Origin of the sequence: Paenibacillus sp. JQZ6Y-1 (assembly GCF_040719145.1) — a bacterium.
Taxonomy (GTDB): Bacteria; Bacillota; Bacilli; order Paenibacillales; family Paenibacillaceae; genus Saccharibacillus; species Saccharibacillus kandeliae.
Window position 1 is genome coordinate 1385441 of sequence record NZ_JBFDUZ010000001.1, and the last position, 22964, is coordinate 1408404.

The following is a 22964-nucleotide window of genomic DNA, read 5'->3' on the forward strand; positions in this document are numbered from 1 at the left end:
GTAATCCTAATACCTTCTGAATATAGGAAAGGGGAATAGATGATGTTAAACCAAACTTCAATTGATCCGTTGTTAGAGAAATTTGCTCGTCATTGCTCGGAGGAATATTCCAAAACGACCGACCGCAAGCAGGAGATTCTGGATTATATTACGGGTGCAACAGATACGATGCCCGATATGATGAAGCATTCCAATCAGTACGCCTATCAGACATTTGAAGCGCTAAACAAGTTATCTAAAAAAGAACGTAATGATGCCTTTTATCGTGCCGCTTCGCTTGTTTTACATACATCCAACACGTGGGATGGATATTATTATAACAATTGGTACGTATTTGAATTGTGTATGAATAGCAGTATGACTCCGCTTACGCTAGGCAGTCGTACGCAATCGTGGGAAAAGGCAGAGCAGGAAGGGCGCTCTGCGCTGCAAGCGCTTGTCCGATATGCAGGTCAAGACATTGTCGAAAAAGGTATCGATTTTTTATTGTCTAATAGCGATCTAAAACAGCCGTCAAACGCACTTAAAACGAAAGGTAATCAAGTTGCCCGTATTGATTATGCGGTGCAATTATTACTATTGCTGCATCTCTATCGTGCATGGGATGAGAAGCATGTAGAGAAAATCACCAAGCAGCTACCGCCGCTATTGCAATATGTACTATGGCAAGACAGCAAAAAGCTGGATCGTGAATTGCAGCAGATGTTACAAACGGTACTGCCTGTGCGGTTGACTCAGTACATTATGGCTTCCGATCTCGATCTCGATGCCGATTTTCTGCAAAACCAGCGCGAAGCAGAATGGAAACATCGTTTTCCTTCAACAAAACCATCCAAACAAACGATCAAAAGTGAACTTGTTTATCGCGAACTGGTGTATGTGCATACTGCGTTCTTTTACATTTTGACGCTGCATGGCGGCAAATCCAATCTATTGAAGCAGCCAGATCAGATTGCACAGCAGCTACTGAATACCATTCGTAGCTTGCATGAAGCTCTACCGCTGGAAACCAGACAATATTTAACCCTGCTGTCCAACCGTAAAGAGGATGTATCGACATTGGTAGACGGCATCGTCTCGTTGGAGCAGCCGTATGGTTTGATTGAATTGATCCGTAATGAGCTTAATAATTACTCTACCTTATGGAATCATGTGCGCAATGCGATCACTGCGAATCCTCAGGTCAGTGAGCATGCGATGGCGATTTCGCGCAATGCAGCTACGCGCGCTTTGATCTTCAAGGTGCTGCTGGATGCGGGTCATGTGCAATCACCCAATGCACAGGCACAGTTGGAGCAGCTTGTGCTGCAAACGCTCGAAGATCGACTGGACAGCAACAAGTCAGGGCAAACGCTGGCAAGCTATTTAAAAGGAGAATTGAGTCTAGCCGATATACACAACAATCAAAATGTACGTACGCTGTGGATCAATGATCACCGCAATTCAAAAGCAAGTCAGATTTTGCTCGTCATTTCCTATCTGCCAGTACACTCGGAGCTATTTCGCCGGTTCCTGATTGCTATTACCCAACCGGATATTCCATTGCTGAATATACTGTCGACCCTGTATCGCGCACCGTTTTTTGAAAGCTCTGACGTGCTGAAGACGTACAGTGACGATCCAGAGGTGAATACGGATGAATTGCTGACAAATGTATTGCAATTACAGGGACGTCCAGAATATTACTATGTATCGGTACCAATCTCGGAATATACATCCATCGTACAGACATACATCCCCCAAAGCTTGCAGCAGTACAGCAAGCTACCGCTTGATGGACGTACGTTGGTATTAGAAACGCTCTATGAGGCACAGGAACAGTTGGACCTCAAGCAGCAAGCGGAAGCGCTGCGTCTTGGTCTGGGTGATTCATCCAAAAAAATCAATGGGCTGGCGCGCTCACAGTTTGCTCGTCGCGTAGATGATGAATTGTACACTGCCGTTTATAGTCAAGAGAAAAAGGCTTCAGTCAAAGAATGGATTTTGGATTCGCTGCGTCATCTAGACAATGCTAGTGATCTCTATACCGAGCTGCTGAAAAAGGAAAAATCGCAAGGTTTCCGCGATTTGATCGAGGTACTTATCCATACAGCGGATCAGCCGCCAGAGGTCGCACATGCTGCCATTGCGGCAAAAACAGATGCGAAAAAACTGAGCCGTATTCAATGGTTACCCATCGACATGTTACCGCAGCTGCAACGACCGGATGGTACGCCGCTGGATGATCAGATTAAGCGTTATTTGCTGCTGCAATCCCTTGATTTTACAACATCGCCGAACGAGCGCCTGCATGAAGTAAAGGACTATGCTTCCAAGCAATCGTTAGCTGATTTTGCCTTGGAACTGGTGCAGCTATGGTTGCAGCAGGGAGCACCTGCTAAAGAGAAGTGGACGCTATATCTGGCAGCTTTATTCGGTGATCGACGTCTGATCAATATGCTCGGGAGTCAGATCAAGGATTGGTCTGAAAATAGCCGTGGGGCGATCGCTGCCGAAGCTGTGCGTGTTCTCGCTTATCTGAATGATACTGCCGCCTTGATGCTAATTGAACAGTTGTCTCGTACGATCAAAAACCGTCAGGTCAAAACTGCTGCTGCCGAATCTTTACATTTGGCTGCGGAAAATATGAATCTAACGCCAGAGCAGTTGGCAGACCGTCTAGTTACTACACTGGGTCTGGACAGCAAGGGCGAATTGGAATTGAGCTATGGCGAGCGTGCATTTACGGTGAAGGTAAATAGCGATCTGCAACTGAGTGTGATCAATCAGGAAAATGGCAAAATCGTCAAAAGTCTGCCTGCCGCTGCTCAGAAGGCTGACGAGACTCTGGTGAAGCAGTCCAAGTCTACCTTTACCCAATTGAAAAAAGACCTCAAAACCATGGTTACCTTGCAGGCACAGCGTCTGGAGGAATCGTTATCCAAACGTCGTCTATGGACAACGGATGAATGGACCGATTTGTTTGTGCAAAACATCATCATGCGTCAGTTTGCGGTTAGTCTCATCTGGGGCGTATATACAAATGATACGCTGACGACAACATTCCGCTATATGGATGACGGTACATTCAACACGGTCGATGAGGATGAATACGAGCTGGAGCAGGGTGGACAGATCGGTCTCGTACATCCGCTGGAATTGGAACCACAACTACTGGCAGATTGGAAGACACAACTGGAAGATTACGAAGTGGTACAGCCATTTACCCAATTGGAGCGTCGCACTTATTTGCCGGAGGATGAGGAGCTACAGCGCCGCGAATGGACGGGTGTACCCAAAGGGGAATATTCGCCGACTGGTTTCCCCAAAGCATTGGAGCGTTATGGATGGTTCAAAGGAGAGGCGCAGGATGGAGGCTTCTACGACGAACTATACAAGCAGTATGATCATCTGATTGCCGAATTGCGATTTAGCGGAACGAGCATTTCGTACTATGAAGGTATGGACGACATTTCACTGGAAGAATTACGCTTTTACAAAAATGACGAGCGGGGTCAACGTCATCACTACTATTCTCCAGAAAAAGCAGCACTGCTAGTAGACGTACCGGATCGTGTATTTAGCGAAACGGTGTATGATATACTGCGTGCAGCAGGCGAAGTGGATTGATCTCAGCTCGCTTGAATTTTAACTGTACATCGATTGCTCAACCCAATCTCGGCGGAGGTAAATACACGTATGGAACCCTTTGAAAGCCGATTCCAGCAGTTCCTTGCTGGCTGTACTGAAGATTATTTGATTCGTTATGCGAATAAAGGATTGTATAATCGTGCACAAAAAGATATGGATAAAGGTATCACAGTGGACTATGAATGGACAGACAATGAGCGAGTACAAGCGACGTTAAGCGATGGCATTGTAGTTCAGCTGTCTTATCAAATAGAGCAATGTGAATGTAGCTGCCCAGCTGAACAGCTATGCAAACATATATTAATTGCTATTCTGTACCATCAACGCCACCATCAGATCGGTACTGGTACTGGTACTGATTCAGATGTGGGGATGATAGAAAGGGATATAAACGAAGAATCTCCCGTGTATTCGGATAACGTCCCTGCGTCTGAAACTTTAGCTGAACAGCATAGTAAACATAGTCATAGCCAAGCGAATTCAGAAGAGTCAGCCCTCACAGAGCGGTTCCGTTGGTTGCTGGATACTCCACTTTCCCAGTTACTACAGTCATTTACAACCGCTCAACTGGAAGAAGCGGAATTTAGACTTGCACGTCCACAAGGTATTGAACTACTCTATGACACTTTGCTAACCGTGAGGCTGATCGATTATGGAGTGGAGGTTTCTTTTCGCAATGACCCTCACGCTGATCCTGCTCAGGCGTTATGTACAGTGAAAGGAAAGGACGCTCTGTTATACAAATTGGAAGCATTGCTTCGGTATCGTCAGCATCAAGGCTTGCAGGATCAGCCTATGTTGGAACAGCACATGTATAGCTTTGCATCACATCCGCAAGTCATGAAGGAATGCCGTGAATTGTTCGGTGAATGGCTACAAACAGGGTTGGCACGACTGCCACAGACGATGACGGCACGACTAGAAACGCTGGCGGTTGCTGCGCATAGTGAAGCATTGCCGAATTTGGAAAGTATGCTGCGTGGAATTCAAGGCGAGTTGGAGTTGTTTTTTGCCCGCCATGTGCGGTTTAATATGAGTATTTTGCTGAATCGGTTAACCTCGGCTTATTTGACATTAGAAGCATGGGAGCAGGAGCAATCTCCGGCGCGACGTGCTGAATTGGCAGGCAGCTTCCGTAGCAAATATTACCGTATACCGATACTGGAATTGTATGGAATCGGAGCGGAGCCGTGGGAGACACTTTCCGGTTATAAAGGCATTACGTATTATTTGTACAGTCTGACTGATCGGCAAATCTACACCTACAGCGATACGCGTCCGGTCTATTATGAAGCCAATTCATTTCAGTACCAGTCGCAGTATAATCAATCCTGTCCGTGGCGAGCCAATTTGCCATTACGACAACTGAGTCAAGAGCAGTGGATCTTTCGCGGGATCAAGGCGAATCGAGATTATCGCCTGTCTGCTAGTGATAGTAGCGGGATGGAACAACAACCTCGACATGCGGTAGAAGAGGTGGATTTTGGCGCTTATACGCTATCCTCAGTAGAACAGCTGCATCATACGCTACAGCCTTCCTTGTTTGGTGAGAAGAAAATGTCGTTGCATATGCTGCAACTTTCATCCATACAGTCTGTGCAGTTTGATCGTCTAACCCAGACTACGATCATTACAGCGCAAACGCCTGCTGAAGAATCGGTGTCCTTGATCATTCCAGATCATCCTGAATGGCGTACCATGGTGCAGGAATTGGAACGCAGCACGTCTTTTCGTAGCCTGATTGATTGTTACGCATTGGTGCAGAGTGATGGGGTGAATTTGTATCCGGTTAGTTTTTTACAACAGGATCGTTTGATTAACTTAAAGCTGGATGGCGCACACTCATGAAAAGTGTATGAACAAAAGGGAGGCGGCACCATTGAATATCGCTGAACAATTGCTGTCTGATCTGAATCATTGGCTGCACGGCGTATTGCTGCGTGGTGTCAATCAATTGCCCGTGGAAGAACTAGCGCAATTGGAATCGATGGAGCAGATCGCTTCTTCGCTGGGCATGGATACACTAGCAGAGCTGCTTCATCAACAGCAAGATCAAATGCGTAATTATCTACTGCATGCTGGTGAACAGCAGGCTGTGATGGCAGTGTTTTTTCGGTTAAGTGCATATGCACGCATGGCAGAAGGCTCATTCACATCGTAAGCATCAATGTTGTGTATGGATGAATCCTATTGTTATACAAACAATATGCGATATGAATACTATCATTATAAAAAGCCGGAACATAGCAGATGGAGTGGATTCCATCTGTCGTGTTCCGGCTTTTTTGTAGGATAATCTGTCTGCCTATCAGCAATATTACTCGCGAAATGCTTCATCCTCTACCTGCTCAGATTCTTCCACCTGCACATCGCCATAACGAGCCAATGCCCGCAGAGCCGTCTCGCGCATACGGCGTTTTAGATGATCACCTTCTACCACTTTGACTCGTTTGCCGAGAAAGCGCAGACGATTTAGCACATATTCACTTTCGCTCCCAGTAAAATGAACATGAATCCAGTATGTATGCAGCTGCTCATCAAACTCTACTTTTTTATCAAAACAGGAAAAGGCGTGCAAAATCCGTGTCAATTCCTCGTTGTAAATAGGCAATACCTGTACGACCGCTTCATGACGATCGATCTGTACAAAATGATCCATTCGTTCGCTTGCCGTTGTGTACGTTTTGGGTGAAATCTCATGCTGCTCTACCGATTGTACATGCGCTAGCCGCGTAATCATCGGAGCGAAGCGGCTTAGATTGAACCAGTATAAGTACCATTCGCGGCGTGCCATCGAATACTCCAATCGCCACGGAATGCCCGGCTGTGGTGCAATCGGTTCGCCATGTTTGTTGCATCGACCTAGCATCATGCCTTGACGACTACGCATGATACGGCGCAATATACGTAGCCAAGGAAGGTAACTTTGACCGTCAGTCGTGCCTGCTTTTTCAATTAAAGCATGCTGCAATACAGGCGGCTCATCGTCCAATGTACATTGCTCCAAACGAGCGCGCGTTTCTGGATCAAAAGCATGTTCCGCTGCTGGATGAGACAGCATCATACGCAGCCATGAACGCTCCTGCGAAGTAAGAGTATATAGATCATTTTCTTCCAGTCGTGATGAGAGCTGGTAGCTGAATATTTTCTCAAACAGATTCATAGTAATCCAGCAACTCCTTCCATTCCTCAATCAATGATTGGCGTAATCCTGCGGGTTCAAGTACCTCACAGCTTGAGCCGAAGCTACGGAGCCATGGACGAATCTCGACCCAGCCATTCACTACAATCTCAAATATAAAGCTATGCTCATATTCCTCTGTAATACGACCCCATTGTCCCTGCATCATCACCCGTTCACGAATAAAATCATTAGCAGGGAATACAGGTTTGAAAAAGCGTACTTTTACCGTAAGCGGTTGTCCGGTATCGACGAGCCAGCTGTACTGCATTTTCTGACGTATGTGCTGTAGTCGTTGTTCAAACAGTTCCGTATCCGCTGTTTGCTCGCCATTCAGATCGACCATGCCATCCATGCGGAATTTGGCGATACGTCCGCCTTCCAGTGTGCCAATGACATACCAGCGTCCGTATTGATGATCGTAAACAACCTGAAGCGGCAGCATGTGCTGACGAAACGGCTGCTGATCTGGGGCAAACAATGGGTTCGTATGCTGTGCCGCATAGGATCGTTTTCGACTGGGCGAATAGTATTGAAACGAAACATATCGCTGTTCGCGAATCATACGTAGTAGCGTGTACAGATGAGCTTCATCCAAGATGCGCGCGTCATAATGATACCGATAACCGAATGGCTCTAATAGCGATTCGTCCCATTGCTCTGTGGGAATCGTTGCTTTGAGTGCTTTTTTAAGATTATCGCGCAGCAAATAGCCTTGTACCGACGGAATGCGTGTATTTGCCATCACATCTACAAATTCATACAGCTCGATCAATTCCTCTTGCGATAAACAATCAGTCAGCTCATGATTCAGGCGATACCGATACGGTCGCCCTCCCGGCTGTCGACGAATGACGCCAATATCCTCTAGATAGCGCAGATCGGAACGAATCGTTTTCTCATCCGGTGGGGCAAAATCATATTCTGCTAATTGCTCGTCACACGCGTCCAGCAGCTCGGCGGCTGTTTTATCCTGTTGCTTGAGCGAGGATAACAAAATTGGCAAGCGGCGGCTTTCCGATTCCTTCATAGATTTGGCGCGAAATAAAAACATTAACACTGGCTCCGCCGAATCAGCATATCGGTAGCTGAACAGATCAGTCAGATCATTCTCACCATTCACTTCTTTTAAACGCCGAATTGTTTTATCAAATGTATGTACAGAAATACCTAGACGTCCTGCAAACTGCTGACGATCAAACGCTCCACCCGTCAGCGCCAACAAACGTAAAAACTGAATTTCTTTATCAAAGCTCTCTCTTGCCATCTTCATGTTCCTCCCTTGCTAGTAACCCTGTACAGCATATTGTAGCAAAGGACATCTCAATTAGAAACTGACAAAGGCGCATCTTACAATATCTCTATCTTACCTATGTAAAAACACAAACAAATTCGACTTCGCCATACTTTCGCCCTGTTGACGCTTCTATTTATATGCGAAGATAAGGACATCAAAGAAACGCCATGCACCACACAAAAGTAACACACATAAGAGTGCATAACCAAGTAACACCAAGTAACACCAAGTAACACAGCAAATTTAATATCCGAGGCGCCTGAAAGGGTTACTTCGACTGTTAATCGACTGGTCGCCGGTTCGAGTCCGGCTTCCGCCGTTCATGGCGGAATAGCTCAGATGGTAGAGCGGTAATGGACCTTTTCACCTATTTCCTCGGATATGCTTTTTGCTTAGATTGACTGTAGTAATAGAACATAGCACGTTGCTACACACCGCGCGTGCAGATTTGTATAGCATAGAAGACAACGTATAGAAGTAGAAGTAAAAGTAGAAGTAAAAGTGGAACTAAAAGTGGAACTAAAAGTAGAACTAAAAGTAGAACTAAAAGTAGAACTAAAAGGAAAAGTAGCACAACTGTACTTGCGATCCTAAACCAAGTACAACGGTGACCTGTCATTGGGCAGGCACCGCACATTTTCAACCAATTAAGAATATATATACTGTCCGAGGCGCCAGAAAGGGCTACTTCGATTTGAATTCGACCTTTATAGGCAGGCTGATCTACGTCAGTATGACCTAGCGCCTTTTCTCCCTTTCCTCGGATTCATTACATATAATAAATGATTCACGGTACATAATAGATCTACGATCATCCTATAAACCCATCAATGTGGAACATATAACCTGTGTAGTTAAACATACATACTTTTTAGAAGGAGGCATTCATTATGAGCCGTGCCAAAAAAATGCTGGATCTCAAACCATCCAAGCCAATCATCAATCGCGAAGCTTATCTTGCTTACAATCGTAGTGTAGAGGAAGAATATGTGCAGCTGCTGTTGACGAACACATTTGCTAATACGTTTTATGCGGACAGCCGAGAGCTGATCAACGAAGCGCATGGTATTCATGAATTAATGCTGGAGCTAAACCCTGAATTTATGGCGCGTGCGTTAGTGTATGCACGTGACAAAGGTTTTATGCGTCTGCAACCTCTGTACGGACTGGCGCTATTATCTGCTGCTCAACCTACCTTATTTGCTCAAGCATTTCCGCATGTCGTAAAAATACCGTCCGATTTGGCAGACTTTATGACCATCTTACGCGGTCAAGGTCGTGGTCAGGGCGGTCGTGCGGTCAAACGACAGGTTGCCGCTTTTTTATCCGGTATGAGTGAGTACTGGGCGCTCAAATACAATGGACGTGGACGTGGTTTTTCGCTAGGTGATGCTGTGGCAACGACTCATCCGAAGCCGCGCAATGCCCAGCAGCAAGCGTTATACCGATATGTACGCGGGCATGAAACCGATTTGACAGCTTTACCGCAATTGGAAGCCTTAGAAAAGCTCAAGCTAGCAAAGAATGATCAGGAACGTATTCATTGGATTCAACAAGGGAAATTGCCTTATGAGACAGTGACCAGCGTGCTACAGCCGAGTGCTGCGGTGTGGGAAGAGTTGATGAAGCAGATGCCTGCCTTTGCGCTGCTGCGTCATCTGAATACACTGGATCGTCAAGGTGTATTCGGCGGTCAGGTGAAGGACGGCAAAATGCAGTTGAACAAATATGGGAAGCGCGTATGGAAGAAAGGAATCCATGTCGAGAAAGTGAAAAAGAAAAATCTGAACTATGTCATCGAGCGACTAACCGATACCGAAGCGTTGAGCAAATCGCGCATTCTGCCATTTCGCTTTGTGAAGGCTTTTCATGAGGTGGAAAATGAAGCTTTGCGTCAGCCGTTAGAACAGGCGGTAGAGCTAACGTTTGCCAATCTGCCCGATCTGCCAGGACGAACTGCGATTTTTCTGGATATTTCCGGTTCGATGACAGGGGAATATTTGCAGACGGGTTCTGTCTTTGCATTGGCTTTATACAAAAAGACAAACGGCAATTCGTTGTTCTGGTTATTCGATACGTTTGTACAAGACGCCAAACCTTCGCGCGAGGAGTCGATCATGACGCAGGCGGCGCGTATTCATACACGCGGCGGTACGAATACGGGTGCACCAGTACGCAAGCTGATTAACGATGACGAGGTAGTAGATCAGATCATTATGATTACCGACGAGCAGCAAAATCATGGTAGTGCATTTTACAAAGAGCTACAAACATATCGTCATCAGATCAACCGCAATGCCAAAGCATTTATTATTGATATTGCGCCGTACCGTAACGCAATGGTGCCGCCAGAGGATATGCGAACCTTTTACATTTACGGTTGGAGCGATCTAGTATTATCCTTTATTTCGCGGACAGTCAAGGGCTACTCCGGTATGGTGCAGCATATTGAACAGTTGCAACTGGATGCGGCAGATCATGCTTAAGTCGACAGCGATATATTATCTAGTAAACACGTAAACCAATGCTAATATGCAAAAGAACGCATCAATGGATGATGCGTTCTTTTGCATGAATGATAGGATGCTACACACATGCTATATAGTATTGTAGCTATGAGCATATTCAACTTACGCTACATAGCACTATAGCCATAACTTCATCAAGAAGTCGTACCTGTTACCGTACTGCCGTTTTTGGTGATTTTGTACGTGACGGTTTCGCCGCTCCAGAAGTAGAATTTCAGATTGACGACACCATCCTGCGTTTCATTGAAAAATGCTGGTTGTAGCTTGATTGTGTTGCCACTGTAATTCGGGCTAAATGTTGTCTCGAATTCTTTGTACGAAGTCCAGTTTTGTGGACCGGCATTGCCGCCAGACGCGTAGGTGGCTTCCATTGTTGCCAACTGATCGCCGTTAAATTGAGTTGGGATACTGAACGAGCTAGTCGTTCCCTGTGCATTGCTCAATGTTGGTGTGCTGTACAGCACCACTTTAAATTTCCAATCGACGCCTTTGTTAAATTTGGCAGTCAGTGTAGCGGTTGTTCCCAGTTTGCCGGAGGATACCAGTTTGGTCAGTTGTGCTGCTTTGATCGTCAGCACATTACCACTAATATCATAATCTGTGCCTTTTTGCAGAACCGTACTGCCTGCGCTTAGGGAAGAGAAGGAGTTGCCGTTCAGATTCAGGTTGATGCTACGATCCTGAATAGTAGAGCCTTTTTTGACATGAATCAGATCGCTATCTGCCGTAGCAGAACGAGTAGACCAGCTTGTTTTGATCATATTGAATAGTTCAGGATCGGACCATGTGAAGGCGGTACGGCTGAAATGCTGACCGTTATCCCATAGCATGGTAGCGATCTTTTTTTGCTTGGTGTAATAACCGATATACTCGAAGAACTTCAGCTTTTCGCCTTGCTCGATCACGCCGGTGCTTTTGTCAAAGCCCAGCAAACCATATTCACCGAGAATGACTGGAATGCCTTTGGCGGTAAACGTGTTGTATACATTATCAAATGTAGTCGTAATATCCTGCTGCACTTCATTGTTGAATTTGGTATAACCAGCAATATTCACACTGAATGGCCAGAAGCCGTAATAGTGAACGGTAGCGATAATATTACTGTCACCCAGCTTGGAGATGGTATTGTACAGCGCCGTCATCCGTGTCTGGGTTGGGGAAGCCTCCAATGTGGATAGAACGAGTGGACGGGTAGCATTTTGCGCGCCGGAAGCACGGACAATCTTGTGAAACGAAACATTCAGCTCGTCCAGCAATTGCTGCTGCTTGGTTTCATCGGTTGTACCGCCATCGGTGAAGCGCGGCTCGTTTACGCTTTCAAATGACAGCTTGGAGGATGTGTTTTTGAAGCGATCCGCGATTTGTTTCCATGCTGCATTATAGCGTGCTAGTACGGTATCGTGCTGAGATTCCATTTTGCTAATCCAAACCCAAGAATCATGATGCACGTTGATCATCACGTACAGATTCTCATTCAGCGCCCAATTCACTACTTCCTCGACACGATTCAGATACGTCGGATCGATAGTATAGTTGGGGGCGGCACCGATATGGGAATCCCAGGTGACCGGAATACGGATACTTTTGTAGCCTTGAGCGGCAATCTGCTTGATCAGTGCTTGCGTTACCTTTGGATTGCCCCAAGCAGTTTCATCTGCACCGACCGAATCAAGAGAGTTCCCCAGATTCCAGCCGGGCTGCATCGCATCGACATATGATTGCATACTGACAGTGGCGGCTTTCGGTTGAACCGGAGCCTGTTCTTCACTGCTAGCAGCATAAGAAAAAGAAGGCAGTAGCGATACCAATAGGGCAGCAGCCATCGTGAAGGAGAGAAGCGATTTGGACCTGCGTTTTGTCATAATATTCTCCTTTATGTGTGTAATTTAAATATTGAAAGCGCTTTCTGATTTATAAATTATCATAGTCGATGTTTAAAAAACACCGTCATAATTGCATCTAAAATCATATGGAAATTAGTGATTTTCTAATAAAAAGATAAATATATAATATATGGGAAATTTGAGTAGTCATTAAAGGAAGTGAAGACAGGGAGATGCCATCGATGCAGTTACAGGCAGAAAGAATATCGCTCAATAATATACAAAAAACCGACAGTCTGTAGACATTCCATATGCCTACCGAGATCGTCGGTTGTTTCTGTACGTATGAATGTATGTCCTGTACCTGCATGCTGATAATTACAAAAAAAGTACCATTAATTCTTCATCATGATACGTATTGCCAATCTTGAGTGCACGCCAGTCCTTACCATATGCCTCAAATCCGAGTGCCATATATAATCGCTTGGCAGGCTCATTATGCGCCATCACCGATAAATATAGCTGCTCAATCACACCGGTACGACGCGCTGCTGCAATCGCTTCTTCCATTAGACGACGACCGATTCCTGATCCTCGCTGCTCCGGTTTCACATACATCGCTACAATATTAGCACGATGACTGAGTTTGGTTCTGCTTTGCGGCATTAATGTTACGGAGCCGATTAGTTCTTGTTCCAACCATGCACCAAGCGTAATGCGCTCTTCGGTGCCGAGCCGACGAGCGAAGCGGTCAAGCGGCCATGCTTGTTCTTCCTCATAACTAGAAGCAAACGCTTCCGGGTATTGCTCCAGTGCCTCTAAGCGAAGCTGACGGTATGCTTCCGCATGGCTGGCATCTAGGGGATGGATATTCATTATGATCCTCCTTTGGTCCGTTACAGGTAGTATGTATCAACCAATCTTGTCTATTATAGCCTGATGACAGGCAGTTGTCTGTGTACATTTACCAATTATTCACGGTATCGATGTAAATGGGATGATTATACTAGCAAGTATAATCTCCAAATACCCTGTTGCTCATACGCTAACAGGGTATTTGGAGATGTATGAATGAATACATCCTATTCAATTGCTTACTTTACTTGTATCCTAAAGGTTTATTGGAAAATTCCTGCTTTTTGAGACGTTGCCTTGATACCGTTAGCATCATTGACGACTGTATTGCCAAAAGTAGTCAGTGACCCATTAGGACCAGTAGCCAGATCAAGATAACTCAGATCGCTATTGTTACCATACCAAGACCAAGCGAGCCAGCCGACCCCTTTTTGCTGACCGTAGCGCATGATCGCTTGTTCATCCACATCGCCATTCGTATGTTGACCACCAAATTCGCCAATGATCAACGGCAGCCCTTTGTTCAGTACAGCTTCCATATTGGATTTAACAATCGCATCGGTACCACCTGCATACTCGTACATATGGATTGAGAAGATCGTATTTTTGAGACTATCGGCGGCAAAGACGCTTTGACCATAATCAACGATTGATTGTGGATATTGTCCCCAACCCGCAGCGTCAACGATCAATGTATTTTTGATTCCAGCGTTACGTAGCTTTGGAATGGCTTGCTTGTACCCGTCTGCCCAAGCGCTGCCGTTCCATGTACCGTACCATTCGTTGGCAATATTAACGATCACGCGATCTTCCTTGCCGATCAGCGCATCTTTAATACTGATCCAATAATTAACGGCGGCATCCAACGACGCATAATCGTCTTTGCCAGTCGCATCATGAACCTCCAGTACAGCGATCATTTTGTTCTGATTAACGAGCGAGATGATAGTTTTGACCGAATTGACATCGTCCTTGGTGTATTGAACGCCGTTGGAGAGCACAATACGTACAGTATTGGCGCCTGTTTTGGCAATAGCAGGGATAGCGGTATTCAGATCATTTTTGAACCATGTATGCGCATGATTGACTCCACGCATAACAAACGGCTTACCTGTCGAATCATATAATTTGGTACCGCTTACATAAAAGCCTGAAGCAGCGGAAGCTCCGCCAGCCCACCCAGCTAAACTATACATCACTAACATGGAGACCAGGGTGAACAGTAATCCCTTGCTTAATCGCTTCTTCATACATCTACCTCCGGTTTGTTTTATTTATTTTAACCTGCTAGAGCGCTGTACATGCACGAATCAAACAGGCTGGCCAGCCACACGCCTTTGCAAAGTCAAAATCAAAAGGAAAACAGCAGTGTTTATGGTGAGTTACAAAAGTTGAATCGTAGCTAATCGTACTTAGTCGGGAAATAATACCTATAGAACGGTATAGTTTCGTTGCCTATGTCGCTCCGCGGATCGGATGCCATTCGATAATAGTGGGAATCCGACCGAACCGCCACCCGCCTAGCACTGTTGCCGTGCAGTCGGAAGGAGGCAGTCAGATTCGGAAAAAAGGAAATGTGATTATACTAGCGATTGCACGGAATCGCGAACGATAATATTGCCTTGTACCAGCACCCGACCAAACCGGGTTTCTGGTGTACGAATTTTTTTGAGCATAGATTGTACAGCCGTCGATGCCATGTGATGAATATCAACTTCTACGGTGGTGAGATGAGGCTCGGATAAGGTCGCGTATATATCATTATCAAAGCCGACAATGGAGCAGTCTGTGGGTACACGATAACCACTTGCTTGCAGTTTTTGCAACAGCAAATGAGCCACCTGATCACAGTTGCATACAAACGCAGACGGCATCTGCTTCGGAAGCTCAAGCTCCACAAAGCTTCCTTGCTCATCCCGATCTTTTACAATCCATTCCGGCTTCAACTCCAGACGATGCTCCAGCAGCGATTTGTAATAGCCGAGGAAGCGGTCCTGAATACTACTTGTCGAATAGAGATTGCCTACATAAGCGATATCCCGATGACCCTGTCGAATGAGTGTGTTGGTCAGCTCATAAGCACCGTAAAAGTTATCGGTAATGATCGCATCAATCTCCGAATGTTCATCGTAAAAGTCGAGAAACATCTTAGGCAGTTCAATCGGCTCGATAATCTCGATATATTCCTTGCTCACCTGACCGAGCATAATGAAGCCGTCGACCTTTTGCTCATGATAGATGCGAGGGAGGTTCAGATTCTCCTCGTCATGATGACTTAAAATGTGCAGAATGCCGTAGTAGTTGTGCTGCTGTAGCGCAACAGCAATTTCTTGATACAGACGTAGGTAAAAGGTTTGCGTCGTATCAGTAAAACGCTCAGGAATAATCACGCCCACATTGTAAGTAAGACCTTCCCGCATCGATTTGGCTACCGAATTGATCCGGTAGCCCATTTCCCATGCAGCTAGCTTGATTTTTTCCTTGAGTTCGTCGCTAACTCCATCTTTATCATTCAATGCTTTGGATACGGTAACACTGCTAACGCCCATCTTCAGGGCAATATCGCGCATGGTGATATTTTTATTCATCTCTCATCTCCTGGGCTTCTCTAGGTTCACTGCTGTCCGCAGCCAGTCACGGCTACTGCTTCCCAAGGGATAGCATAGTATGCCTTTTGACGCATGCGATAGTAACAACAGTATAACGGTTCGTTATCCAGTAATAAAGAGATGGCGACCGCTGAGACGGCAAGTGACCTATTCGGCAGGAGTGAGAGTGGAAGATAGTAGCTTTTCATTTTGCTCGATCAATGCGCCGCGCTGCTTGGCACAATCAAGGGAACGCAGCGGATCGGCAGGCGTGTGGAACGCATAGTCTACCAAGCGGTCGATTGTCGTTGTCGCTACATGAATACGTGTATCACTGGACGCATAGTAAATAAATACCTCGCCTCGCTCGTTCACAACAGCACCATTACAGAAAATGACATTGGATACATCGCCTACACGTTCTGCATCGTAAGGCGCGATAAAATGCCCACCCGGCTTGGCGATAATCTCGGCAGGATTATCCAGACTGGTTACAAATACATACAACACATAGCGCAGCCCAGCTGCCGTATTGCGTACACCGTGCGCAATATGAATCCAACCACGCTCAGTTTTGATCGGAGCGGGACCTTGTCCATTTTTGGCTTCATAGACGGTATGATAACGGCGTTCATCAATGACGGTTTCGCTATCAATGATCGGCTGGGTAATGTCTTCACAATAACCAAAGGCAATGCCGCCGCCAGAACCGGTCGAAATAAAGCCATCCTGCGGACGAGTATAAAAGGCATATTTGCCATGTACAAACTCTGGATGCAGCACCACGTTACGCTGCTGCGGGGAAGAAGTGCGAATATTAGGCAACCGTTCCCATGTCTTGAGATCACGAGTGCGTACAAGCCCCGCCTGTGCCACCGCACTCGATGTATCGTGTGCCAGAGCGGAGGGGTCCTTCTGCTCCGAGCAGTAAATGCCATAGATCCAGCCATCTTCATGCTTCACAAGCCGCATATCATACATATTCGTTTCGTTCGGATCTACATCGTCCCAAGTCAGCGGCTTACCGACAAAGCGGAAGTTGTCGATCCCATTATCGCTCTCTGCTAGGGCAAAGAAGGATTTGCGATCCAGCCCTTCCGTACGAGAAACAAGAATGTATTTGCCATCATGGTAGATAGCCCCCGGATTGAGCGCGGCATTGACCCCAAGACGCTCCAAGAATAATGGATTTGTCGCTTGATCTAGATCAAAGCGCCAGTGCACAGGCACATGATGGCGAGTCAGCACGGGATAACGATAGCGCTCATAGATTCCATTGTAAAATGTTGAATCCACCTCATTGCGGCGTTGTAGCAGTTCGTTTTGTCTAGCTGCAAGGGCAGCATATTGCTCATGAATCATTGCTTGTTCATCCTCTCTATAAGTTCTATGCAAAAGCGGCTGTTATGATATGGACATTTCCACATTCCAGCAATCTCGCGTGTTCCCGGGTGCCCATCGTCATCGACAGACCAGAACCATTCGCCACCGGGGCGGGAATCGATCAGATGCGTTCGTGTGTATGTCCACAATCCGGCAACTGTATCCAGAAAGCGTGCATCGCCGGTACGCTGGTACGCATTGTAAAAGCCAACCATCGCTTCTGCCTGCACCCACCAGATACGCGTTGTATCGATATGATCTTGTTCCTGCTCATTCATTAGCGATCCATCCGCTTGTATCGCACACTCAGCTACACCGTTAGCCAGCCCTTCGATCATTTCGATATAGGATGGCTCGTGACAATCAATCGCGCTCATCGCATCATCAATGAGCCAGCTAGCTTCAATATCATGACCAAAGGAAGTCAAATCAAGCAGTGACTTCCAATCCCGATCAAAAAATACATGCAGTCGATGCTTAACTGGATCATACATCCGTTGCCGCAAAATGAGCAGTAGTCGCTTTAGTGCATCCTGTACACGTTGGTCTGGCCAGACACGATACAATGTCGTATACGCTTCCAATACATGGATATGCGTATTCATCGTAATATCCGCCATCACGCCATTCTCGCTCAGCATCTCATTCGGTTGCTGCTGCCAGCGGCGATCGAACTCCTCACGATAAGCGCCTAATTCGGCGTCGTAACCAATGCTTTCAATCAGATGAAATAGTGCTATTGCTTGTTCCAACGCTGCGGGAACAGCAGTTGCGCGGTAATATTCACTCAGAGCGTAGATGGCGAATGCCTGATTGTATACATGCTTGCGTGTATCCAATGGTTTACCCGTATGATTTACCGACCAGTAGATGCCCTGATGCTCTGAATCGGTAAGCGCAACACTTAAAAAACGGTACGCATGATGTGCATGGACTGCAATATCTTCATTTCCCGTGACTCGGTACGCTGCTGCAAACGACCATAATAACCGTGCTGTGGCAATGCCACCCTTGGGCTGATCATGTCGCTGCTCTAATTCATAATTCACTTCGCCATAATACCCACCATACTGTTCATCCTTCAGATTCATCCAAAAGGGAAGGATATGCTCCAGCCATTCCTGTCTGATTTCCTCGTGCAATTGCTCCATTGATAGTGTCGTCACACATACACCTTCTTCATAACTTTATCGATTACTTTATATTTCAATATAATAACATCTCAAAGCGAAAGTCAATTGGAAAATAACGAACTCATTTGTCTATTGTCATGATTCTATATATAAAATAGATATTGACTAGAAAGCGTTATCATTATAGAATCCATTTGTAACCTAATCGATTAGGTTAAATTAAGTAAAGGAATAAGGGAGGGGGATTATTATGAACTTGCGCAAATGGATGACGGGTGCGATCGCATCGGTGCTGGCTATATCCCTGCTCAGTGGATGTGGGAGCAGTGGATCGGAAGCCGGTAATGATCCAAATCAACTGTCAGGTGAGATTACTGTAATTACACAGCGTACAGACATCGTGGATACAGTGTTTCAGGATTACGCCAAGGAGTTTGAAAAATTATACCCAGATGTCAAAGTGAATTTTGAAGCGTTGTCTGATTATGAAGGTCAGATCAAGGTACGGATGAGCACGAAGGATTATGGCGATGTGCTGCTGATTCCGACTAGCATTCCCATTAAGGATATTCCAGACTTTTTTGAGCCGCTCGGTTCCTATGATGAGATGAAGGATAAGTATACAGGCATCGAAGAGCGTATGGTTGATAATCAAGTGTATGGTATCCCGGTTGCTATTACATATTCGGGAATCATTTATAACAAAGCCGTATTTAAACAAGCGGGTATTACCACGATTCCGAAAACAACGGAGCAATTCATCAATGCTTTGCAGCAGGTGAAGCAGAACACACAGGCAGTGCCTCTGTATACGAACTACGCTTCTGGCTGGGCATTGACACAGTGGGAATCCGATCTTACAACAGTCGCGGGTGACCCGGATTATGTGAATATCAAACAACCTGCTTCGGATAATAACTTTGTGGCTGGTCAACCGCATTACGATCTGTACAAAGTCATGTACGATGCAGCGAAAAATGGTCTGATTGAAAAGGACCCAACCACTACCGATTGGGAAACGTCCAAAGCCGATCTTGCTAGCGGCAAAATTGCCACGATGGTACTTGGTTCTTGGGCAATTGATCAGGTGAAAGGGCTTGCTACCAACAAAGACGATATTGGGTTTATGCCGTTCCCTACTAATGCTTCCAAGGTGATCGTGCCGCTCGCTGCCGATTACAATTTGGCGATCAATGTGAATAGTGAAAACAAAGCAGCTGCACGCGCATGGGTGGACTGGTTTACCAACAAATCGAATTACGCGGTGGAGCAGGCTGGCAGTATCAGCCCTGCCAAAGGTGCAGAACTTCCTACGATCTTAAAGGATTATGAAAAGGATGGGGTCGAGTTCCAAACGATCACCCCAGCGAAAGCTGGCGAAGAAGGTCTTGTCGACAAGATTGATAAAGAAGGCGAAATCGGTTTATGGCAGCCTGACTTCAAAAAACGCATCATTGAAGCAGCAATCGGTAATACGAATGAATCGTATGATGACATTATGAAATCGCTGAATGAGGCATGGACCAAAGCCAGAGCGGCAGTTGCCCAATAAACGGCTATTGATAGCGGAGCATGGCGGAAAGGACGTGAGATGCTTTTCCGTTCTTTCTGTCCGCTTCTGCATGCACATGTGAGCCAAGCTGGAGGGAATCGAGTTGAAATTTTCCAATCTTAGTTATGCCAATCAGCGCAAGGTGATTATTGTTGGCTTTTCCGCAGTGCCGCTATTGCTACTGATTGTGTTCTCGTATTTACCGGTCATCAATATGTTCAAATACAGCTTTACCGACTGGAATGGTTACAGCAAACATATGGATATGGTTGGCTTCAAAAACTATGTGCGTATTTTTACAGAGCCAGAATACTTTTCCGTCTTTAAAGTGAGCTTGTACTATTTCTTTGGGACGTTTGTGCAGATGGGCTTAGCGCTATACTTTGCGACCATTTTGAGCTTTCAGGTTCGCTTCAAAAATTGGTTCAAAGGCATTCTGTTTTTCCCATATATGCTGAACGGAGTGGCAATCGGATTTATTTTCCTGTTCTTTTTCCGCCCAGATGGCACATTGGATACGTTATTGCAGGCGGTCGGGCTGGGGCAGTATATACAGCTCTGGCTAGGGAATCCAGACATTATCAACTATTCGCTAGCAGGCGCATCGGTCTGGCGATATATGGGCTTTAACTTTATTATCTTCCTCGGTGCCATCTCGTCGATTGATCGTGACGTGTATGAAGCATCGGATATTGATGGGGCGAATCGCTGGCATCAGTTTCGGCATATTATTTTGCCAAGTATTCAGAAGATTGTACAGCTGAATATCATCCTTGCTATCAGTGGGGCGATCAGTGCTTTTGATATTCCGTACATTATGGTCGATGGCTCGAATGGTAGTGAAACGTTTGTCATCCAAACGATCAATCTGGCATTTAAATATAGCAAGCTGGGTCTTGCTTCTGCCTTGGCTGTGGTGCTGCTATTTATCGTCATTCTCGTTACGCTGCTTCAGCGCGCGCTGATCAAGGAGGATCGTTAACTGATGTATACACTCAAATATTCCGTGGTATCGTTTCTCAAATACGCTTCTCTGGTGCTGGGTGCGGTAGTGGCATTGCTGCCCATTATTGTCGTGTTTTTTGCTTCTTTCAAAACAAAGCAGGAATACGCTGCAACAAGCCCTTTGTTGCCGCCTAGCAACTGGCTGAATTTCAGCAATTATGTCAAAGCATTTGTCGATGGCAAAATGCTGCTCGGCTTTGCCAATACGACATTCATTCTAGTTGTGTCGATCATCGGAGCTACATTGCTTGGCTCAATGATTGCATTTGTACTGAATCGATTCAAATTCCGCGGTAGCAAGCTGATTATGGGAGCGTTCCTGCTTGCCACGCTGATTCCAAGCGTGACAACGCAAGTGGCGACATTTCAGATCGTCAATGCGCTTGATCTGGTGAATACACGCTGGGCAGCGGTTGTGCTGTATCTCGGTACCGACATTATCGCGGTCTATATTTTCTTACAATTCCTCGATTCCATCTCAACTGCGCTGGATGAGTCTGCCATGCTGGATGGGGCGTCTTATTTTACAATCTACTGGAAAATTATACTGCCGTTGCTCAAGCCAGCCATTGTTACCGTCATTATCGTGAAGGGTGTCAATATTTACAATGACTTTTACACACCATTCTTGTACATGCCCAAGTCAGGGCTTCAGGTCATATCGACGGCACTATTCAAGTTCAAGGGACCGTATGGATCGCAGTGGGAGGTCATTTGTGCGGGGATCATGATTGCGATTATTCCGACATTGATCATTTTCCTTATTCTGCAAAAGTATATTTATAACGGATTTACAAATGGCTCTGTTAAATGATCCTTTGTTCCACTTGGGATTATAGGAAGAAACGAACAGCAATAAGACGAGATTGAGAGCAGCATAGCAATATTTCAGTACAAGCGAATATTTATCTTTTTAGAGACAGGAGAGAATACGATTATGACCCATATCACGCAATCGATTCATATTATTGGTGAAGCACTACCTCATCTGCCATGGCAAAACAAGCCGGACGGCTACGAATTCCCCGTTTGGCGTCACAGCAATAACCCTATTATTAAGCGGAATCCGGTCAAAGGAGTTGCCCGCATTTTTAACAGTGCTGTTGTTCCGTATGAAGGGCGCTTTGTTGGCGTATTTCGCGCCGAGACAACGAATGGACGTCCGCATTTGCACCTCGGTTGGAGTGAAGATGGATTGGATTGGAAGATCGAAGAAGAACGTATCGAATTTCGCGACGAGCAAGGTCAGCCCTTTCAGCCGAATTATGCGTACGATCCGCGAGTGGTGCGCGTAGAGGATACGTATTATGTCATCTGGTGCACGGATTTTTACGGAGCGGCAATCGGCTTTGCAAGCACCAAAGATTTTAAAACATTTACCCGTCTTGAAAATCCATTCTTGCCGTTCAACCGCAATGGCGTGTTGTTTCCGCGCAAGATCAACGATACATTCCTGATGCTATCTCGTCCGAGCGATAGCGGTCATACACCATTTGGAGATGTGTTTGTTAGCGAAAGCCCGGATCTAGTTCACTGGGGCAAGCACCGTCATGTTATGGCAAAAGGTGGAGATGGCTGGTGGCAAGCGGTGAAAATTGGTGGCGGTCCCGCACCGATTGAAACAAGCGAAGGCTGGCTGATGTTTTATCATGGCGTAACAGGCACCTGCAATGGGCTTGTCTACAGCATGGGTTCGGTCATTCTGGATCGAGATGAGCCATCGCGTGTAAAATACCGTTCGTCTACCTTTGTCCTCACACCAGAGGAATGGTACGAGGAGCAAGGATTTGTATCCAATGTCGTCTTCCCGTGCGCTACTTTGCATGATGCGGACACCGGACGAATCGCGATCTATTATGGAGCAGCAGATACGTACGTCGGTATTGCCTACACAACAGTAGAAGAGATTGTTCGTTATACAATCGACCATCACGAAGACATCGCTGATGATAGCGAAATAGGGCGCATGTAAATCATGCAGCAGAAAGG

Annotated in this window: 16 protein-coding genes and 1 tRNA gene; 9 read left to right on the forward strand and 8 right to left on the reverse strand. The window is 45.9% G+C overall.

Features of this window, described 5'->3' with window-relative positions; translation table 11 throughout:
- Positions 1-39 precede the first annotated feature (39 nt).
- From ABXR35_RS06125 to ABXR35_RS06135, 3 genes are all read left to right on the forward strand, one after another.
- On the forward strand, positions 40-3609 hold the full coding sequence (locus ABXR35_RS06125) for a DUF4132 domain-containing protein (RefSeq protein ID WP_367056905.1): 3570 nt from the start codon (positions 40-42) through the stop codon (positions 3607-3609).
- Positions 3610-3678: 69 nt separating this feature from the next.
- Positions 3679-5478: an SWIM zinc finger family protein gene (locus tag ABXR35_RS06130; RefSeq protein WP_367056908.1), complete on the forward strand. Its 1800-nt coding sequence runs from the start codon at positions 3679-3681 to the stop codon at positions 5476-5478.
- Positions 5479-5509: 31 nt separating this feature from the next.
- Entirely contained in the window at positions 5510-5791 is a 282-nt protein-coding gene (locus ABXR35_RS06135) for a hypothetical protein (protein ID WP_367056910.1), read from the forward strand.
- A 156-nt stretch (positions 5792-5947) separates the two neighbouring features.
- Here the strand turns inward: ABXR35_RS06135 and ABXR35_RS06140 are convergent, their stop codons facing one another.
- Entirely contained in the window at positions 5948-6793 is an 846-nt protein-coding gene (locus ABXR35_RS06140; protein WP_367056912.1) for a WYL domain-containing protein, read from the reverse strand.
- Positions 6780-8078: a helix-turn-helix transcriptional regulator gene (locus ABXR35_RS06145; RefSeq protein WP_367056915.1), complete on the reverse strand. Its 1299-nt coding sequence runs from the start codon at positions 8076-8078 to the stop codon at positions 6780-6782. The genes ABXR35_RS06140 and ABXR35_RS06145 overlap by 14 nt, the downstream gene beginning before the upstream one ends.
- 284 nt (positions 8079-8362) lie before the next feature.
- Here ABXR35_RS06145 and ABXR35_RS06150 point away from each other — a divergent pair.
- Both ABXR35_RS06150 and ABXR35_RS06155 read left to right on the forward strand, forming a co-directional pair.
- Positions 8363-8427 (forward strand) — tRNA-OTHER (locus ABXR35_RS06150).
- 571 nt (positions 8428-8998) lie between these two features.
- Positions 8999-10594, forward strand: a complete 1596-nt coding sequence (locus ABXR35_RS06155; protein WP_367056917.1) for a TROVE domain-containing protein — start codon at positions 8999-9001, stop codon at positions 10592-10594.
- A gap of 176 nt (positions 10595-10770) precedes the next feature.
- Here ABXR35_RS06155 and ABXR35_RS06160 read toward each other — a convergent pair whose 3' ends face one another.
- The 6 genes from ABXR35_RS06160 to ABXR35_RS06185 all read right to left on the reverse strand — a co-directional run bounded on the left by ABXR35_RS06160 (position 10771) and on the right by ABXR35_RS06185 (position 18436).
- On the reverse strand, positions 10771-12498 hold the full coding sequence (locus ABXR35_RS06160) for a cellulase family glycosylhydrolase (protein ID WP_367056920.1): 1728 nt from the start codon (positions 12496-12498) through the stop codon (positions 10771-10773).
- A gap of 339 nt (positions 12499-12837) precedes the next feature.
- Positions 12838-13335 (reverse strand): GNAT family N-acetyltransferase, encoded by a 498-nt coding sequence (locus tag ABXR35_RS06165; protein WP_367056922.1) that lies wholly within the window; start codon positions 13333-13335, stop codon positions 12838-12840.
- Between the two features lie 242 nt (positions 13336-13577).
- The gene (locus ABXR35_RS06170) at positions 13578-14564 is read right to left on the reverse strand and encodes a glycoside hydrolase family 5 protein (protein ID WP_367056925.1); all 987 of its coding nucleotides are present in this window, start codon (positions 14562-14564) and stop codon (positions 13578-13580) included.
- Between the two features lie 330 nt (positions 14565-14894).
- Positions 14895-15902 carry a substrate-binding domain-containing protein gene (locus ABXR35_RS06175; RefSeq protein ID WP_367056927.1) on the reverse strand — a complete coding sequence of 336 codons (1008 nt, stop codon included), beginning with the start codon at positions 15900-15902 and terminating at the stop codon, positions 14895-14897.
- A 168-nt stretch (positions 15903-16070) separates the two neighbouring features.
- Positions 16071-17264, reverse strand: coding sequence for a glycoside hydrolase family 130 protein (locus ABXR35_RS06180; RefSeq protein ID WP_367056930.1), 1194 nt, complete (start codon positions 17262-17264; stop codon positions 16071-16073).
- A complete protein-coding gene (locus ABXR35_RS06185) occupies positions 17261-18436 on the reverse strand; it encodes an AGE family epimerase/isomerase (RefSeq protein ID WP_367061217.1) in 1176 nt (391 codons plus the stop codon). The genes ABXR35_RS06180 and ABXR35_RS06185 overlap by 4 nt, the downstream gene beginning before the upstream one ends.
- A 232-nt stretch (positions 18437-18668) precedes the next feature.
- Here ABXR35_RS06185 and ABXR35_RS06190 point away from each other — a divergent pair, with 232 nt between their 5' ends.
- From ABXR35_RS06190 to ABXR35_RS06205, 4 genes are all read left to right on the forward strand, one after another.
- Positions 18669-19970: an ABC transporter substrate-binding protein gene (locus ABXR35_RS06190; protein WP_367056933.1), complete on the forward strand. Its 1302-nt coding sequence runs from the start codon at positions 18669-18671 to the stop codon at positions 19968-19970.
- A gap of 103 nt (positions 19971-20073) precedes the next feature.
- A complete protein-coding gene (locus ABXR35_RS06195; RefSeq protein WP_367056935.1) occupies positions 20074-20952 on the forward strand; it encodes a carbohydrate ABC transporter permease in 879 nt (292 codons plus the stop codon).
- A 3-nt stretch (positions 20953-20955) separates the two neighbouring features.
- A complete protein-coding gene (locus ABXR35_RS06200) occupies positions 20956-21789 on the forward strand; it encodes a carbohydrate ABC transporter permease (protein WP_367056937.1) in 834 nt (277 codons plus the stop codon).
- Positions 21790-21912: 123 nt separating this feature from the next.
- The gene (locus tag ABXR35_RS06205; RefSeq protein WP_367056940.1) at positions 21913-22947 is read left to right on the forward strand and encodes a glycoside hydrolase family 130 protein; all 1035 of its coding nucleotides are present in this window, start codon (positions 21913-21915) and stop codon (positions 22945-22947) included.
- Positions 22948-22964: the final 17 nt, after the last annotated feature.

What these genes read in the sequence shown, in the direction of transcription:
- ABXR35_RS06185 (WP_367061217.1), bottom strand. Translation starts at nt 18,436, where the DNA reads ATGGAGCAATTGCACGAGGAAATCAGACAGGAATGGCTGGAGCATATC.
- ABXR35_RS06205 (WP_367056940.1), top strand. Translation starts at nt 21,913, where the DNA reads ATGACCCATATCACGCAATCGATTCATATTATTGGTGAAGCACTACCT.
- ABXR35_RS06125 (WP_367056905.1), top strand. Translation starts at nt 40, where the DNA reads ATGATGTTAAACCAAACTTCAATTGATCCGTTGTTAGAGAAATTTGCT.
- ABXR35_RS06190 (WP_367056933.1), top strand. Translation starts at nt 18,669, where the DNA reads ATGAACTTGCGCAAATGGATGACGGGTGCGATCGCATCGGTGCTGGCT.
- ABXR35_RS06170 (WP_367056925.1), bottom strand. Translation starts at nt 14,564, where the DNA reads ATGAAGAAGCGATTAAGCAAGGGATTACTGTTCACCCTGGTCTCCATG.
- ABXR35_RS06155 (WP_367056917.1), top strand. Translation starts at nt 8,999, where the DNA reads ATGAGCCGTGCCAAAAAAATGCTGGATCTCAAACCATCCAAGCCAATC.
- ABXR35_RS06130 (WP_367056908.1), top strand. Translation starts at nt 3,679, where the DNA reads ATGGAACCCTTTGAAAGCCGATTCCAGCAGTTCCTTGCTGGCTGTACT.
- ABXR35_RS06145 (WP_367056915.1), bottom strand. Translation starts at nt 8,078, where the DNA reads ATGGCAAGAGAGAGCTTTGATAAAGAAATTCAGTTTTTACGTTTGTTG.
- ABXR35_RS06140 (WP_367056912.1), bottom strand. Translation starts at nt 6,793, where the DNA reads ATGAATCTGTTTGAGAAAATATTCAGCTACCAGCTCTCATCACGACTG.
- ABXR35_RS06175 (WP_367056927.1), bottom strand. Translation starts at nt 15,902, where the DNA reads ATGAATAAAAATATCACCATGCGCGATATTGCCCTGAAGATGGGCGTT.
- ABXR35_RS06200 (WP_367056937.1), top strand. Translation starts at nt 20,956, where the DNA reads ATGTATACACTCAAATATTCCGTGGTATCGTTTCTCAAATACGCTTCT.
- ABXR35_RS06160 (WP_367056920.1), bottom strand. Translation starts at nt 12,498, where the DNA reads ATGACAAAACGCAGGTCCAAATCGCTTCTCTCCTTCACGATGGCTGCT.
- ABXR35_RS06165 (WP_367056922.1), bottom strand. Translation starts at nt 13,335, where the DNA reads ATGAATATCCATCCCCTAGATGCCAGCCATGCGGAAGCATACCGTCAG.
- ABXR35_RS06180 (WP_367056930.1), bottom strand. Translation starts at nt 17,264, where the DNA reads ATGATTCATGAGCAATATGCTGCCCTTGCAGCTAGACAAAACGAACTG.